The organism is Chryseobacterium sp. HR92 (assembly GCF_045689405.1).
Taxonomy (GTDB): Bacteria; Bacteroidota; Bacteroidia; order Flavobacteriales; family Weeksellaceae; genus Chryseobacterium; species Chryseobacterium viscerum_A.
This window is the reverse complement of record NZ_CP139139.1, coordinates 3,037,527-3,055,362: the sequence shown is the minus strand read 5'-3', so window position 1 is coordinate 3,055,362 and position 17,836 is coordinate 3,037,527. Positions and strand designations below refer to the sequence as shown.

General features: G+C 31.4%; 13 protein-coding genes. 8 read left to right on the top strand and 5 right to left on the bottom strand.

What is annotated here, in order from left to right; genetic code table 11:
- Positions 1-2: 2 nt before the first annotated feature.
- The gene (locus tag SFA27_RS13820) at positions 3-1,514 is read right to left on the bottom strand and encodes a MauE/DoxX family redox-associated membrane protein (protein ID WP_407292800.1); all 1,512 of its coding nucleotides are present in this window, start codon (positions 1,512-1,514) and stop codon (positions 3-5) included.
- A gap of 180 nt (positions 1,515-1,694) precedes the next feature.
- Positions 1,695-1,922 (bottom strand): hypothetical protein, encoded by a 228-nt coding sequence (locus SFA27_RS13815; RefSeq protein ID WP_407292798.1) that lies wholly within the window; start codon positions 1,920-1,922, stop codon positions 1,695-1,697.
- Positions 1,923-2,227: 305 nt separating this feature from the next.
- Here SFA27_RS13815 and SFA27_RS13810 point away from each other — a divergent pair, with 305 nt between their 5' ends.
- From SFA27_RS13810 to SFA27_RS13785, 6 genes are all read left to right on the top strand, one after another.
- Positions 2,228-3,880, top strand: coding sequence for a helix-turn-helix domain-containing protein (locus SFA27_RS13810; RefSeq protein ID WP_407292796.1), 1,653 nt, complete (start codon positions 2,228-2,230; stop codon positions 3,878-3,880).
- A 63-nt stretch (positions 3,881-3,943) separates the two neighbouring features.
- The gene (locus SFA27_RS13805) at positions 3,944-4,795 is read left to right on the top strand and encodes an RteC domain-containing protein (protein ID WP_407292794.1); all 852 of its coding nucleotides are present in this window, start codon (positions 3,944-3,946) and stop codon (positions 4,793-4,795) included.
- Positions 4,796-4,906: 111 nt separating this feature from the next.
- Positions 4,907-5,203, top strand: coding sequence for a helix-turn-helix domain-containing protein (locus tag SFA27_RS13800; protein ID WP_407292792.1), 297 nt, complete (start codon positions 4,907-4,909; stop codon positions 5,201-5,203).
- A gap of 182 nt (positions 5,204-5,385) precedes the next feature.
- A complete protein-coding gene (locus tag SFA27_RS13795) occupies positions 5,386-5,592 on the top strand; it encodes a hypothetical protein (protein ID WP_407292790.1) in 207 nt (68 codons plus the stop codon).
- Between the two features lie 1,287 nt (positions 5,593-6,879).
- On the top strand, positions 6,880-7,083 hold the full coding sequence (locus SFA27_RS13790) for a hypothetical protein (protein ID WP_407292788.1): 204 nt from the start codon (positions 6,880-6,882) through the stop codon (positions 7,081-7,083).
- A 142-nt stretch (positions 7,084-7,225) separates the two neighbouring features.
- Positions 7,226-11,467, top strand: a complete 4,242-nt coding sequence (locus tag SFA27_RS13785) for an NACHT domain-containing protein (protein WP_407292786.1) — start codon at positions 7,226-7,228, stop codon at positions 11,465-11,467.
- Positions 11,468-11,567: 100 nt separating this feature from the next.
- Here SFA27_RS13785 and SFA27_RS13780 read toward each other — a convergent pair whose 3' ends face one another.
- From SFA27_RS13780 to SFA27_RS13770, 3 genes are all read right to left on the bottom strand, one after another.
- On the bottom strand, positions 11,568-12,182 hold the full coding sequence (locus SFA27_RS13780; protein ID WP_407292784.1) for a hypothetical protein: 615 nt from the start codon (positions 12,180-12,182) through the stop codon (positions 11,568-11,570).
- A gap of 251 nt (positions 12,183-12,433) precedes the next feature.
- The gene (locus SFA27_RS13775; protein WP_407292782.1) at positions 12,434-14,404 is read right to left on the bottom strand and encodes a caspase domain-containing protein; all 1,971 of its coding nucleotides are present in this window, start codon (positions 14,402-14,404) and stop codon (positions 12,434-12,436) included.
- Between the two features lie 819 nt (positions 14,405-15,223).
- Positions 15,224-16,099: a LysR family transcriptional regulator gene (locus SFA27_RS13770; protein ID WP_407292780.1), complete on the bottom strand. Its 876-nt coding sequence runs from the start codon at positions 16,097-16,099 to the stop codon at positions 15,224-15,226.
- A gap of 160 nt (positions 16,100-16,259) precedes the next feature.
- On the opposite strand from SFA27_RS13770, the gene SFA27_RS13765 reads away from it, so the two are divergent.
- Positions 16,260-16,793, top strand: a complete 534-nt coding sequence (locus SFA27_RS13765; RefSeq protein ID WP_407292778.1) for a GNAT family N-acetyltransferase — start codon at positions 16,260-16,262, stop codon at positions 16,791-16,793.
- Positions 16,794-16,814: 21 nt separating this feature from the next.
- On the top strand, positions 16,815-17,705 hold the full coding sequence (locus SFA27_RS13760; RefSeq protein WP_407292776.1) for a DMT family transporter: 891 nt from the start codon (positions 16,815-16,817) through the stop codon (positions 17,703-17,705).
- The last annotated feature ends 131 nt before the right edge of the window (positions 17,706-17,836 follow it).

The window sequence follows — 17,836 nt, the reverse complement described above, 5'->3', positions numbered from 1 at the left end:
GCTTACTCTTTGTTCAGGTTTTCAGCTTCCCCTGTTGTAAAATATTTTACATTGCTTGTTCTGTATCGATAACGGACTAATTTCTTTCCGATAAGAGCATACAGGTATTGATCGGTTACCATAATCTGGGATACAGGTTTGTGATCGATATGGTCTATATAAAAGCTCCCTGCATATTCCTGCCGGCCTGTACGGTAAATGTCGATTACCGTTGCATTTTTCCAGCGTTCTTTTGGTTCATGTTTTCCCATTAATTGGGAATGGTTAAACAGAAAGGGGCCGTTTGTAGTAATTGCTGAGTTAACCTTTAAGGGGCGGAACTTTAACTTCATTGTGCCGTCTGAAAGTTTAACAGGCTCAACCTGTGCTTTTGAAATGGTATCAATGGTTTTCATCTTGTCTTTTAACTGCAGACTATTATTCATGATCAGAAATTGGTTTCTATAAGAATACATATAGATAATATTTCCGCTTTTTTGATCAGCGGTCAGCTGGCCGTCTGCATCGAATATTCCGTCAATCTGTTTTTGCAGTAATTCAGCAAATAAGCTGAATTTAGGCTGTTTATTCAGAGCCAGCAGTCCTAACTCATATTCTCCTGTTTCACTGCTTCGGATTCTTAGCGCAAAATGAGAAGAATCTATGACCGCCAGCTGATTAAAGTATACGTCATTATAGCTAATGGTATGTGCTGAAGAGTCTTTTATTTTTCCTTTGTAAATGATAGGAACGCTGCCATCATAGAGATAATAGTGGGGTCCTGATACTTTGAACTGTAAATTGGTGTAATTGAAATCAGTACGATCAGGATGTATCCTCTTTGATTCTGGTGTTTTAAAAGCTTTTTCAATAATGGTGAGCAGTAGTGGAAAAGAAGCGTTCCCCAGAAATACTTTTCCCTGGCTGTTTCCTGCAAAATAATAGTGCTCATTGTCCAATTCCAGGACCTTATCCTGGATAATAGGATGAGCCAGAAAACGGCGGGTAAAATTATTTTCTTTTCTAACCGTATTTTCAGAACTTATATATAACAGGATAACAAGCAGTGAACTTATAAAAATCATTACAGCTATTTTTAAGTAAACCATACTTCTGCATCTTCTTTTAAAATAGATAGAGATCAGGGCAATGACGGCCAATACTACGCAGGCTATATTAAATAGGAGATGTTCTTTCCAGTCCATCTTTTCCAGAACGCCTCCGCAGGAACAAGGAATTGATTCACTATAGTATAAGATGAGATATATGTAAACAGTAAAACTCATCATCATTCCTAAGGAGAAAAACAGACCTAGCGGCCGTGTACTTCTGATTAACAGCAGCATGACAATCAATAATTCAACGATAATAACCAGGTAGGATATAGGTCCGGCGTATGCGGTGAGAAGTGGAGACTGGGCAATCTGGATCTGGAAATTTTCAAAATCCAGGATCTTATTAACCGAAGCGTAGGTAAATAATAATACAAAAAAATAAGTAACCGCTGTGGGTAGTAAGGGAATTAATTTTCTCATGGTAATTAGTTCAGCATTGATATAATAAGATCCATACAACCTTTACTCCGCAGTAATCCGGCATCGTTGTTTTCTCCGAAATAGTTATTGTTGTCGTAAAAGTTCCTTTGTTTTTCCAAACTCCGCTGACTGGACATAATTGTCCAGATCCTGCGGTGACAGGTAATTTCACTTCGGCGCTCATTTCCTCTCATTATCGATTCCTAGAGGTCTCCAATGATCACGGTCTTTAGGCGGATCAGTATCTTTATAAGTAGTACTGTCTGCCTTGGCTGAAAAAGTACTGTAGTTTTGAATGTTTCCACTTACTTCTTCCATGTCTTCAGTAGAGGTAAGATCGTCCGGATGACAGGAAAATACCAGTAATGAGAATATAATTCCCATAGAAATATAAATTGCGTTCTTCATGATTTGGGATTTAAAAATTAATAATCCCGGCCGGTTTTTTCTAGAATTCTGAGAACGAATGTAGAACAAGTATTTGCTGAAAAAAAAGATATTTGGGGATGATTTATAAATAATTTATGGCTGTTTTGTAAATTAATTCAACCTGTGTTTTGAGTTTAATAATTTGATAATCAGTTGTTTGTTTTGTATTTTTACTATTGGTAAATTCCCGGTATGTTGAAATAGTTTTATTCCTGTTTCATTTTACGTACTTTTGAATAATATTCATCAGATCTTAAAAGTTTATTAATAAAATTTTTTCTGTTTTGAAAAAAGCAATATTTCTTTTCATGTGTATTGGTGTTTTAATGAATGGTCAGAAATTTTCAGACTATAGAGCACGGTATGATAATTTTGATGAAAATGACATCCGTGCCATGGAATTTGTTGATGTTTACATCAGGGAGGCGAAAAAAGTAAAGAATTATAAAGAACTTTCACAAGCTTACCGGGATGCAGTCTATTTCAGCAAAGAAAAAAAACTTATCTATGCAGACAGTGTAATAGGGGCTGCTTCCTTAACAAGGGATTCTGATGTAATTGGTAACGCCTACCTAACTAAAGGAAGTATCTATTATTTTACTCTGCGGAAATACCAAAAAGCTTTGGATGAATATCTGAGAGCATGGGTTTATCTGGAAAACTCTAAAGACTCATACCTGTACCATAAGAATCTGTATCATATAGGGGTCGTTAAAAGTTACCTGGGATATTACGAAGAAGCCTATAAAATCTTTTCAAACTGCCGCCAGTACTATAATAAGCAGGATGCTCCGGAAACACAGCCTAATCTCCGGCATAACCGGAAAAGGGGATACCTGAACAGTCTTAATCAGATGAGTATATGTTTGATACTCCTTTCCAGGTATAAGGATGCTGAACCATTGGTATCGGAAGGTCTTCAGCAGTCTGCTAATGATAAGGATTTTGACCTCGAAAGGAGCTACTTCTATAAACTGAAAGCCATACTGGGGTACCTGGAAGGAAATGATCAGGAAGCCTTAACAGATTTTAATACGGCACTGGCAGGTATTGAAAAAGTGAATGATTTTACGAATGTTTCAGTTATTTATTATTTGAAAGGTAAAATTCTGCTCAGAAATAACCAGGATCAGCAGGGTATCGGTTATCTTAAAAAAGTAGATTCGATCTTTCAGCAAAACAGCTTTGTATTGCCTGCGACAAGAGAAACGTATGAACTGCTGATTGATTATTATAGAAATAATACAGACCCTATAAAAGAACTTTATTACACGAATCAGCTGTTGAAATTTGATAAAATATTATCAGCAGATTTTAAGTATTTATCCACTAAGATTCATAAGGAATATGATACAAAAGCACTGATTGAGTCAAAGAAAAAATTAGAAAATACCTCGCGCTATGGATATACCATAGCAGCATTCTGTCTGATTGGACTTTTAGTAATTTCTGGAGTAGGCTATCAAAGAATATGGAAGAAGAGAAAAGGAGAGTCGGTGAGTACTCAGGCTGTGATCGAAACTTCTGATGAAGAACCTCAGGAAACCAATTCTGTTAAATCTTTCAAATTGCCAGAACACCTGGTTGCGGATATTTTAAATAAACTGCAGCATATGGAAGAAAAGGACTTTTATCTTGAAAAAGGGTTGACACAAAGTCAATTGGCTAAGAAACTAAAAACCAATACTGCATATCTCTCTGCGATTATTAATGAGCATAAAGGCTGTAATTTTAATACCTACATTAACCGATTGAGGATTATGTATGCCAAAGAAATGCTGACCAATGACCCTCTTTGGCGAAAATATGCTATTGATGATATTTCCAGAGAATGCGGTTTCTCCAATAGATCAAATTTTTCAAAATTGTTTATGGAAATGACTGCGATGAGCCCCGTTGAATTTGCCCGGAAAATCGAACAGGGGGGTGAACAATAAGTTGATAATATAAGGGTTAGAAGGTGGCTGATTTAATTTTTGTACCTTTTTATGTAAAAAAATATGGAAACCCAGTTGTTTTTTAAAAAGTGTGAGAAATTGCTAGCCCTGCTGGATAAAAAATTGGACAGGATTAAGTTTGAAAATAGTGAAGACAGGATAGGATGCTGCGAAAAATCGCTAATGGAAATTGATATTGCGATTAGAGATATTAAATCAATGGTAATTGTCCTCGAGTTTTCAGCAGCAGGAGATGAAATATATTTCTTTAAAGAACTCAAGCCTCTTTTTATTTCCCGATTTATTTATTATTCAAGACTGCTATCCATTGAGGCAGCAAAACCGAATGCAGGGAAATTAAGTATTAAAGAGTACTATCATTGTGAACTGGAGGTGATAAAAGATTTTTATCAGGAGCATATTGACTTTTATGAGTATTACAGGAGAAAAGCGGCATTTCTGGATCACAAATATTTTGTCCGCAGCCAATTTGACCTTAAAACAAAGCTTGAATCGGGATTGTATAACTATGATGAAAAGTTCGCCACTTCCCATGACCATTTAGTTGCCCAGATTCTGGCTAACGACCGACTGGAAAAATATCTTTTGAAATCAATAAGCGAAGCCGAAGGATATGTTTTTGAAAAGATAAATGATCAGTCTCCATTGGATTGGTCTTCTTCAAAGTCCGGATTGGTTGAACTTTTATATGCCCTTCATCAAACACGTTGCTTTAACGGTGGAAATATTGAATTTAGTGAGGTAGTACGCTTTACTGAAAGATCGCTGAATGTCAGTTTGGGGAATTTTTACAAAACCCTCCATGAAATTAAGAACCGTAAAATAAACCGGACCAAATTTCTTCAGCTTTTAAATGATAATCTGAATCAGGCATTTTTGGATTCAGATCGCTGAATTTGACTTCTATTATTTTTTAGCATAAAATCTTTCGGTAGTTACGAATGCCTACCGAAGGAATTTCTATGTAAAGCCTAAACTTTGTTCTAATCATAAAAAACAAATATCATGAATATTGATAGAATAGAATTTATGGCTTGGATGGAGAGAATTATGACTCGTTTTGATATCCTTCATGAAAAAATAAACACAAAACAAAATGAACTGTCTTCTATTGATGGTGAGCAGTTACTGGATAACCAGGACGTACTTCAGATGCTTAAAATCAGTTCACGATCATTACAGCGTTACCGGTCAGACAAAAAACTGCCGTATTATACGATAAGCGGTAAATTATATTATAAGCTTTCTGATGTTCATCAGCTGATCAGAAACAGTTTTAATAAATCTTCCGGATATTATTAGGATAATCTTGTAGTTATAAATAACATTGATTTAATATCGGCCTTTTATGGCTTCTTTCTGCCAGATTCAATAGCCTATACTGTTCGTGAAAATATTTGCGAAAAACCGATTAAATAATCTCAAAAACCGATAATATGAAAAAAAATTAAATTTTAATTGCTACATACACAGAGGAAATACAAATGAGTGATTTTTGTTCACTTTATTTTGATAACTCAGCTGAAGCTTTGTCATTCTTACATTTATTCTATGAAAGTTTATCTAGTGAACGAGCAATGGTTATTAAACTAGGTGATGATGATCCACTAATTTATAAATATACAGATGGTTTCCCATTTGAAGAAGTAGAAATTGAATTGAAAAATAGATATTCAACAGCTTACAATTAATCTCAAAAAATGATCATTAATCAAAAACATGAAAAGTAAAAGGTAAAAAGTTTGATGCTTTTATATTTGCATTTGTTTATGATGATGATAATGGAAATTCTGATGTCATATTAGATGGGAGTAAAGAAATGGCTTCATCAAAGCAGATGGATCTTCAGAATATGATTGAAACAGGGGATAAGAAAGCCCACTAGAGGGAGTGAAAAAAATAGGGGGTGATTCTAATCTGTTACCAAATAAATTGCAAAAGCATATCCTGATATGTTATAATGGACAATATATGATTCTTTCTGCACTACACACAGTGGGCATCCCGTATTAGAATCTATGGTACAGGAACTTTTTTTAACTATTTTCAGGGTATTTTGCCAGGGGTAAGGCAGAGTATGGTATATGGGGGTGTTTGTAACAGGGACGAATGTCTTAAAGTGGCTTAAAATTAAAATGATTGGCTTTACCTTTCTGTGGTAGAACCAATCATTTTTTATAAACTGTCAGATAAAATATTACTTTTAGTTTCTAATGTAGAAAGCAATGTAAGATAAAAATATTTTAGATTCTCTTATAATTTAACCACTTTCTTGATAGGAAAAATAAAAGAGATATTATGAGAACAATTGTAAAGGGCCACAAAAATATCTTTGATAATAGATATAAAATGAAAATACCAACAAAAGATATAATAGTGAATATTAAGAATAATTTTTCTTTCCCAATAAGCTTTAAAATTTATGACGGTTTATAAAATTAAATTTGTATACGTGTTTACTTAATGAGAAAATCTTTTTAATAATATTCACGAGGAATATGGTTGTTTCATAATGCAAAGTAAACCAATAACTACGCATTCAATTTGCGCATTTATTTTAAATATTAAATCTAAACCATAAAAAGTTACTTGATAAAGTTCTTGTAGATTATGTGTCCCGTATCTTTAAAATTAAAATTTTCTTAACTAAGAAGCTTTTTAAAATTACTATGCTTTTATAAATAAAGTGCTAAAAGTAAATATATATGAAGAATTTGATGAAAGTATTAGACGATAAAAAATTGTTTAGAAAATAAATATCAACCTAGCAACGAGTGCCATTCTAATAGACTTCTGACCAATATAATTTTCTAAAACAGATCAAATTTTTTACAATGAATATTTTATTAATCAAATATGTAAATACTCTTAGAATAATCTAGGTACTTATTAGACAATTTTCGTTATTTGATTGAAATAAGATTGCTTACTCCAAATATCTTTATCCAAATGATTATTATGCTGCAAACACAGGTTCTGTGCCAGGTATTATTTATTATGCAGATACTATAAAATTTGCAAAAAAGAACATTTGGCTAATTTTAGAACAATTGGCAGCTTACGAAGAAGAAATGGGTGAAGTTCTTAAAAAGCCTTCTGATGTAATGCAACTTCAAAACTGGTACACATGGTTTGCATGGGAAAATATGATGAGCGAACTCATAATTTATCTAGATGAATAACTATTAATTTTCCAATACTCTACAAGGCTGTTGAAAGGCAGCCTTTTTTATAATTTGTAAAGGAATGTTTACTTAAACTTTTTAATATATTTTTAAGTAATTAAATTTGTATTTATCTACAATTAAAAAAAACTATTTAATCATGTCGAAGAAAGGGGGAGATTTCGAAATTAATGCCATTGACTTCTTAGAGAAAATTTTTAGCGAGTTAAAGTACGTTGTGACTAGAAAACGGATCCAAAAATCGGGTTCTCAAGATGGTTATGATGATTTAATTGATATTGTTGACGATAGGAATAGACACTACACGATTTATGCAGAATGTAAGGATTATTCAACAAACTTAAATTACACACAGGCAATTGAGAAAATTCCTCATATTGTCTCGACCCATCAAAACATTCATTTACTTCTATTCATATCTCCTTATCAAGATTTTTCAAACACAAATGAAAATTCTAAGGTTGAAGGCTTTTATCAAGCAATTAATGATAAGTGTCCGGTAGATTTCTTAACCCCCGAATCTTATATAAGAGAATATTTTAGCTTATATCCCGATTTGTATAAGAAAGTCTACAAAAACGATGAAGTCATAATTGAAGAAAAAGACCGTGAAATTCTATTAAGAAAATTCGAAAAGTTAATCTTTTCAAGCAAAAATCTGAAAAGAATTGTCGTTCTTGATGAAGACAAAGAAAAATATATTGGAAGTAATACTATTGATGAATTCCACATCGCTCGAAACTTTAGAAAATTTCAGGAAAATGATCGTTATTCTTTTGAAAATCCTAATTATAATTTTGATCTACTTGATTATTTAAATAATTCAAAACTTGGCGTTGTCATTTTAGGGAATCCTGGATATGGTAAAAGTGAGGAATTGAAAAATTTTTCTGTACAATTATGGAACATGATGGATCAAGATTTTAAAATTCCCAAGTTCCAATCTCTGACAAATTTCAGTAGTGATACTAAAATTGAGGACTTACTACCTTCAGAATATAAAAACATGTACGATTTAGTTATAATCTTTGACGGTTTAGATGAAGTTCACAACATCATAGATTTTTCTAATAAATTTCGAAATTTCATTTCAGATAACTCTGATTTAATTAATCGTAGTAGAATGAAATTTATAATAAGCTGCAGAACTAGTATCTATAAAAAATGTGTCAAAGATTTGAAAAATTTAGATATATGCTTTTTAAACGAAGTATCGGAAGGCTCAGCAATTCGATTCCTATTTAGAAAGTTTAAATTAGATATAACTACTAGTGAAGGATTTAGTTTTTACAAGTATAGAGATGTTCTTGAAAATCCTTTTTATTTAGAAATATTAGGGCAGCACTATAAAAAAACTGGAAAAACCTTATTAAATAAAACAAAGCTGATTGAAAAGTACGTTGAAAGCAGATTGGAGCTGGATGAAAATAATAAGTTCCGCAATGATCTGAATTTTGACAAATCTGAAATTCTGGAATCCTCAAAAAAAATTGCATTGGCGCTCGAGTCGATGCAGAGAACTTCTATTTCCAAAAGTGAGATTTCATTTATATGTAAAAATAAAATAGATGTTTTTAAAAATCCATTTCTAAAAGAAACTGTTGACAATGATATATGGAGTTTTGAGCACAAAAACATTCAGGAATACTTTGTTGCAAAAGTATTATCTCAGTTAGATTTTAATGAAATTATTAACTTACTGAGAATTGATGAATACTCAAATAAAATACACCCAACTTGGATTAATGTTGTCTCATTTTTACTGAATCTAGATTTAAAACAAGAAGTTTTTGACGAACTGGTGGAATGGATTAGTACAAACGATATGACTTTCATTTTTGAAGCAGACAGTAATCGTATATCGGACAAGATTAAAATAAAATGTCTACGGCAAATATTCGAACAAAATTGTTTAAAAGATACGATTTGGATTTCTAACTCAATGGAGGTAGGGATATTTAGTAATTTGCCAAAGAATGTAACTTATCTTTTGGATCAAGTAAAAAATAAAAGTCTTCATATCAGAGCCAGAATATCCGCAATCAGTTTACTTTCTCACATGTCGTTTGATCCAAATCAAATAATAGAATTAGAAAGTATAATTTTTCAAATTATAGATGAATTTGAGGAGAATAATACTGACAGATTATATTTATTGTACGAAAGTTTTTCTCTTATTAGAAATTCTACTCTTAAAGACGATTTAAAATTTTTTCAAAGTATTTTTGATAAACTGAAAGATTACGACCATAAAGATGTTATTGACGGTATAATATCATCAATTCCAAAAGACTTGATCTCTTCAAATATTGATTACTTTTTAAATATTCTACAAAAATCAATTGATCGTAAATGGACGAATCCTTCTTCTACTAAGAATTTGATTTCTCGTAAGGAAAGCATCTTTAACGTTTTCAAGAGAATTACAGATCCTAATTCTCTTCTAAAAGTTTATGCATTTTTGATTGAAAGGCATAAAAACTATGAGATCAAAGAAAGCCGCATTGCTGATTTTCTTAATCACCTAAAAAAAATATTTGAAAATAGTAGGGATCTTATAAAAGACGAACTTGCTTTTATAATTACTGATGCAGTTCTTAATGATAAAATTAGATATTTTGAGGATGATCTTTTGGTCGAAATGGTTAAAGCATGCAAAATTCAAAAGAAGGTTTTTGAACAAATTTTTGAAAACTTAACAGGGACAAGAGCTCAAAACCATTTTCTTTCTGAAATTATTGAGGAGAGTTGCTTTGAAAGGGTAATTTCAAAATATGAAGATAAAGGAATTGATGAAACTTTTATTGTTGATTTGAGAGAAAATATAGCTTATAATTCAAGTGTGGATTTGGCAATAGATTTTGAAAGTTTTGTTGAAACAAATTCACGTATAAAATTTAAAGAGAAATTAAATAAAGAAGAATTTAATAAAAGATTTAACTTGTATAGAAGGGAAAGACAAAGGGAATTTGATGTTCTATTTAACATTCGGGAACTGGAAAATCAAATGAAAGAAATCTTTAAATTTAAAAATACGGAGCAGTTATCTCATAAAGATGTTGAGAAATTCGATCGAATTTTTTACGAAACTGAAAGTTTAAGAGAAGCTGCAACAATAAAGGCTAAAGATTTACTGCTAAAGATCTTACGCAAAAATTTTAAAATATCAAATTCTTTACACGTTAATGATTTATCAAAATATATAAATAAATATGAGTTTGAGATCATGAAAGATATCTATGGAAATTTACCTTCGGATACAGATCAAAATGTTATTATATCTCAAGATCAAATAATCTACATTAAAAATTGGTGTATTGAAAATACTGATAAAATGAACAACGTATATCGTAATTATATGTTTACTGGCGATCCTTGGGAAGAGAAAGATTATCTAATATTTAAAACTATCTATAAATTTCAAAAATATTTTAATTTTAAATTAGACGAAGAGCTGCTTTTAAACTTTATTTGGTTAAATGGTTATAAGGAAGATGCTAATTTACATTTTATAGAAGGTCATGTTTCAAAAGATAAAATTGAAGAAAGAATAATTGAAAATGTTAACAAAACAGACGATGAGTCCAGCATATTTTTTTATATAAAATATATCACTGCAAATAATTTAGACCTAAATTTAGTAGGTTTCGATATTAAGGAAAAGGTTAGAGAGTTATTATTTTCAAACGATACTTTTTATGCAAGAAAATATATTGAGTTATTATTTATAGATGATGTTGTATTTCTAAAAGGACTACTCAATATAAAATACAATAAAACACTAAGGCATTTTTTAGATTTTGTTTTAGGTGCTTTAATTAAGAAAAAAGAACTGAGTTTTGTTGAGAAATTTTTGATGGATCAGTACAATATTCTAATTCAAGATAATGTAATGGAAGAAACTAACATTATAAAGAATTTGATTCTAGCAAATAGTGAGATGGGGTTTAAAAAACTCAAAGAATTAATATTTAATTGCCCTGATCAAAACGTAAGTATTGAAAACCATTTCAGTTATGGAACATGGCAGCAATTTTCTAATCAAAATTCTATAGATGATCTAATTGAAATTCTTGATTTTTCAATGATTAACTACAGTTCAGAGCAAATTAATAATGTACATTTTTCACCAGTAAGAATTACCACAGAAGCTATTGTAAACATTTGTAATAGTAATAATTCTGAAGTTTGCGAACGGGTACTGAGTGGGCTTGAGCTGATAAATACGAATAAAATTTTGGAAAAAGGACGAGATTTATTTTATATCAAGAAATTAAAGAAAGATGTAAATGAAATTTCTGTTAACCACAAATCATTACCATACAATATAAAAAAAGCATCGAAACTGATTGAAGACTGTGAGCATATATTTTATAGCTAAGTTTTCAACCTTTAAATTAGTCTTTTTAAGTATTAAATAGTTAGTTAGCGAAAATTAAGTTGTAATAATCTTATCTAGGATTTTCATTATATTTATTAGATTAAGATTCCTGGTGTTCTTCATTGTTTTGTTGCTCTAACTGCTTTATCATAGAATTTACTGAAATAGCTGGCATAGCCTGAACAGCAACAATATAGACTAACGCAAGTGGTGCCAAAATATAAAACAACAATTCTAAAAAATCTTTTTTAGAAATTGAGTTCATGAAAAATAATAATAGAGAGATTTCTAGAATTGAAAAAGTCATTACCAGAATAGTAAAATAGTATGTTAAAGTGGAGCTATATTTTTCAATTTTTTTCTGAAGTAAAAGAGGACCCGAAGAGGTTGTATTCACATGCGACTTAACACGATTTATTTTTTCCCAAGTGGTGTTTCCTCCTAACTTGTTCTTTAAATCTATATAACGATCAATACTAGACACATGAGTTGAGATACCAGTGTGCAGATAGAATACAGTTTCTTTTACAGAGGGCTCAATGAACTCAGTTATGAATTGTTGATCCAGTTTATCTGTTAACGATTGAGATTCCAGCAATATTTTTAATTTTCTCTTTTTAAAAGACTCAATAGAATTGTACAATGTCCCGCCAACTATTGGGACGAGAATTATATTTACTGTAGTAAGAATAAGCTTAACAAGTTCGGTATCCATATATTTATATTCTTTATAATGTTTTCTAGTTTGCAAAATATCTAAGTTTTGGTAACTGCCCTCTATTAAAAACTAGTATTGAATAAGCTATTATAACTGAAAATCATTCATAGGCATAGAGGAATTATGAAATATACTATTTGCCCAATTGCACAAATAGACTTTTATTTTAACTGCTCTCTATGACTTGATCAATTGGCTTTATAATAGCTCCCTTTTTTAATTGCTTGATATTTACATTGAATATGGGATTAATAACAAATGTTTTGTTTATAATACACTGAAATTAAGTTGCCTAATTCTAAATCTGATTCCACAATTTTGATCTTATAATTTTCATCAATTTCCTCAATAGATTGCCAGTTTTTGATGTAATCTTCAACGCTTTGAGGATCGGCAATAAATGGTACCATATTATCAATTTCTAACAACTCGTCATCTGAGTTAGTGAAATAGCAAAGTGGAGTATAGTCATTGATTATAGTTGTTTCAGTTTTCTCCAATAATTTACTATAACGAACTTTTTCATAGGAAAGGACGTAACTAATGGTTTGGTCTTCTTCAATAATATTTTTAATTGTATCAATATAGCCGTTTACTCCGGACTGTATAATTTTACAAGGTTTACTTGTCAAAGCATCTGTAAATTTTTGTACCCAAGAATCAATTTCTTTTTCTGTGAATCTTTGAATCTGTTTTCCCACCATTACATAATTAGTATCACCATTGTCAAATAGAATTTTTATACAATAACTACCATTATTCAAATGATTTGCAGGATTCCAAGAGATTATGTTAATATCATAGAAATTTTTAGGCTTTTTTAAAAAAGCTAATTGCCCTTGACCATCCTGAAGTAATTGAATCCATTTATCAAAATCAAAATTTTTGAGATAGTGGTCTTGTGCAATATCTTTATAAATACTTTTTCCTAAAATTCTATCGATGGGTCTCAAGCAATTATTATGTACATTTCCAACAGCCGTACTGTAGCCATAGTCATCAAATTCGATTAAATAATTGTCATTGTCAGTAATTTTATCACCACAATGCAGACATTGCATTTGCTTAGTATTGGAATTTAAAAGTTGTGTTAAATATTGACTATAATATATGCTATATAATTGCTCTTCTACATAATCAATATCCGGATGTGCTCCGAGGAATACTGTTTTTTCTCCGCTGAATTCTGGGTATTTCTGAATATAATTTATCATTCCATCAACGGTCGCAAAGCGTCTTATTACATCCCAACTGTTTTCTAGATCATTGAGATCAAGAATCCCTTTATTATCTATAAATTTTATTTTTTTTTCGTTCTGATCATTGAATCTGAAATTTTCAATAATCATAAAGTCATAGTCATCAACAATTGACTTTACAATTAGTATTTCTTTTCCCGATGCTAATCTATTATCGGAGGAAATATTAGCTAAAAATTCTTGTTTAAGAATTTCTGAATTAGGAATGCCAATCGTTTTTTTAACTTTAGATTTTATACCATTTGATATTGTAAAAACTAATTCACCATCATTATGTCCAACTCCATCTATATAATTACATAAGGGTTTTTGATTGTTTTTTGATGATATTAGGAGTTGGATATAATTAAATAGTTCAGACAGAGAAGAATTCTCATTGTCATTTTTATTTAGAAAATCAAAGATTTTTTTTCCAAACGGGCTATGCTCATTAGGTAATCCGTCTGAGACTTTTTCTTCACCTCCAGACGAAATAACCCATCTGGATTTTTTTGAATTTAAATCTAAATATGTTCTTTCTAGATTTCCGTTTCTGGTGGTAGTTAAAAAAGTACCTGAAAAACAAGAATCTATTATTAGCAAAACGTGCTTTGCCGGACAGTCGCTGATAAAATTCTTGATGCTTGAATTTTCTATCCATGTACTTCTGTCCAAGGTCCCGTCCGTAGGAATCCAAAACCCTTTTTTTGTGACCGGATCCATATTCCCATGACCCGCAAAAAAGATAATGACGCTATCTTCTTCCGTTACTACTTGATTCAGACTATTCAAAGAATTAAATATCTCAGATTTTGTAGCATTGGTGTTATATAGATTATGTGGATATACTTCGAACGAATATCGATTTTTTAGGATTTTGGTCAAGGTCTCTGCATCAAGTACAGCATTATTAAGATTTTTCCACAGATGGGAAGAGTAATCATTAATACCTATAGCAAATATATAGTTATTTGAATGCATTATTCTACAAAAGTTATTTTCAAATTTATATGGGAATTAGTTAAGCCAAATATAATAAACTTTATTAAGCTAATATTGAGGTGTCTGATAAATGATAGCACTAATGTTAAGGTTATATATGAGGATAACAGAGATTGAGTTTCTATTTATAAATATTGTTTTTAGCCATGACATTAGTTTTGATTTTTATTTTGAATATAAAGGATGACAAAATAATTTGAATTTAGTAAAATATTTAAAAAATTATAAATTTTTGCTAAATTTACGTTGGAAAAACGAGTCAAAAACCTATGAAATTCAAGGTGTGTAATTCGGTGTGTAGTTTTAACGCGATTTCTGTAAAGTACTATTAATAAAGATATTTAAAGAGCAGGTGGTGATCCCTCTCTCTCCGCTTAGGGAGACGTTAATTTTTTAACGTCTCCTTTTTTTATGAGTGTAATTTATTGATTTTCAATTTGTTGCATTGTTTTTAAATAATACAAAAATGTGTTCGAGTTTTGTGATGTTTCCTTAAACGAAAAGATATTTGCTTTTAAAATATCACATTATCCATTATTACGTGTTCGATATTCCTCCAACCAATCAATCTCATGGCACAAGATCCTAATCTTTTTTGAAGGAAGTAGCTAACATGCATAGTAAATCTAAGATAATGATTTATCATTATGTCGGATTATTTCAGTCAATAGAATAGTTCCGTTTCTATATCGTAATCTGGGTTATAAGAAAGATAAGTGGGCAAAAAACTTTATGATTACTATGTTAAATAAGTTGGACAAGTAGAATAAAATTCCTCTATTAATTTCATTGGTGTTCTCATGATTGTCCGGTTGCAATTAGCAATCGTAAAACATTAGTCAGGATGGGATTTTGATCTTCAGATCGCCAGTTTAAATAAAGGTTGGTTTCAATTGGCATTGAAATAAAACGTATGCCAGGGTTGGCATGATGGATATAGGAGTCTGGTAGGATAGCGATTCCCAGTCCCTTTCGGACAAGTGCTATTGTTGCGGAACCGAATTCAGAATATACACAGACATTAGGGATAAAGTTGAAAGAATTGAATAGCTGTTGGAGAATGTTACTGTAACTACTTCCCTCATCCTTAACTGGTAAGATGAATCTTTGTGATTCAAGGGAAGCCTTGTTAATGTCGTTTTCATTTTTGAATGCATGGTTTTCAGGTACTACTATAGCCAAATGATCAGTATAGATTTTCTCTGAAATTATGTTTTCGACATTATTTATATCCCTCGTTATCACAAGATCAACTTTATAGTTCCTTAAGAAATCCTGCTGATCTTCATACCTTACCTGTACTAGCTCAATATTTATTTTAGGAAAAGAAACCATTATTTTACTAATAATATCAGGCATTATTGATGCTGAAATCGAGTCAGGATGTGCAATGGTGATCGTACCTGATTCTCCTAATTGGATTTGGATTGCATGTTTGTGGAAGGACTCTAGTTTATTCAGTTCAACTTCCCACTTTTCTTTCAGAAATTGTCCTGCTGGCGTTAGTTTGACGTTTCTTTTGTTACGCTCAAACAATTGAACTCCAATAAGAGTTTCCAGAGATTGAATTTGCCGGCTAAGCGCTGATTGAGTTATATTCATTGTAGCTGCAGCATTCCAGAAGTGCAGTTCACGTGCAACTGCCAAGAAATATTTTATTTGCTGTAGGTTCATAATTAATGCAAAATAAGAATTAGTTTATGTAAAAGTAGCATTTTATTGCATTAAATAATGCTTTATTTTTGTAAAATATTATGCACGTGTTTGGGGTTGCAATATCCTTAGGACGATGCATCCAAAAATTTTGTCAATTAAACTTTTTAAAGAAGCTAAAATGGAAAATATAGAAATAAGCAGGGTTATACTTAATGATATTGCCGACCTGCAAAAAATTGGTAAAGACACTTTTTTCGAGACGTTTTCGGAAAGCAACAGTGAAGAGAATATGGCAAATTATCTTTCGGAAGGGTTCTCAGAAGAAAAACTTATCGATGAGCTAAACAAAGAAGGATCTGAATTTTATTTCGCCAAAATAGATGGTAAAGTTATTGGATATCTGAAATTAAATACGGGTCTCTCGCAAACTGAGCTTCAAGATAATGCTGCGCTAGAAATAGAAAGGATTTATGTTCTAAACGCTTATCATGGGAAGATGATAGGGCAAGTGCTCTATGAAAAAGCATTACAAAGGGCTGAATTCTTACAGGCTCCATATATCTGGCTGGGGGTTTGGGAAGAAAATCCTAAAGCTATTCGATTTTATGAGAAGAATGGATTTTTGGTATTTGACAAACATATTTTCAAATTGGGAGACGATGAACAAACCGATATAATGATGAAAAAGATGCTGCCCATTGAGAACGTATAACCCAAAGTATAGATAACTAAAATGGATCGGAAGAATATTTTTCTGCTTTTACTGGTTTTGGGTACAGCATTTTGGGGCATTTCGTTTTCCATAACTAAAATAGCCATTGGCGAGAATTCTGCTTCAACTTTTCTATTCTATCGTTTTTCTTTAGCTACAATTGTATTGTCTGTTATTTTTAATCGTTACTTGAGAAATTTGGATTGGTTGTCTATAAAAATTGGTGCAGGTCTAGCTATTCCTCTGGTTTTTGGAATTTATATGCAGACGCTTGGTATTAAACATTCGTCAGCATCCCAATGCTCTTTTATTGCAGGAACATGCGTTGTGATAATACCTGTGCTGAAGTTAGTATTGTATAGAACTTTTGTATCCCAAAAGTTATGGATTGCAGCTTTTGTATCACTAATAGGACTATTTATAATTTCAATAAAAAATAATTTCACGATTGGCTTGGGAGATCTATACACATTAGTTGGAGCTTTTGGATTTGCAGTATATCTGATATGTGTTGAAAGATGTTCAGTAAAAAACAAGCTAATCAGCACCATTGTACCAATGTTTGCAATGTGCGCTTTGCTTACCTTTGTCATTGCAATAATCGATGCCAATGCCAAGTGGCAACCTATCACGACTGGTTTTTGGTGGGGAATTGTTTTTTGTTCCTTGTTTTCTACAGCCTATATGTATACGGTTTCCAATATTTCGCAACGTTACATAAGTGCAGAGAGGGTAGCCCTCATTTATTTATTTGAACCAATCTTTGGAGCTGTTGCTGCCTTTTTTATCATGGACGAAAGTATTACATATCGGTTACTAATTGGTGGAGGATTGATATTTTGTGCCACATTAATTTCAGAATTGAATGTAAGTTCAAATAACCTTTTAGAGTGGATAAAGGAGCGGTTATAGATTAGCCAAGAGTTAGATGCCTGACAATGTTTTGTGTTGAATTAGGTATGTATGTCATATATTCTATCAAATGAAAATCAGGCTAGGCCTAGGCAACCCCTTTCTTTATTTTCATAGAAAACAACAAATAT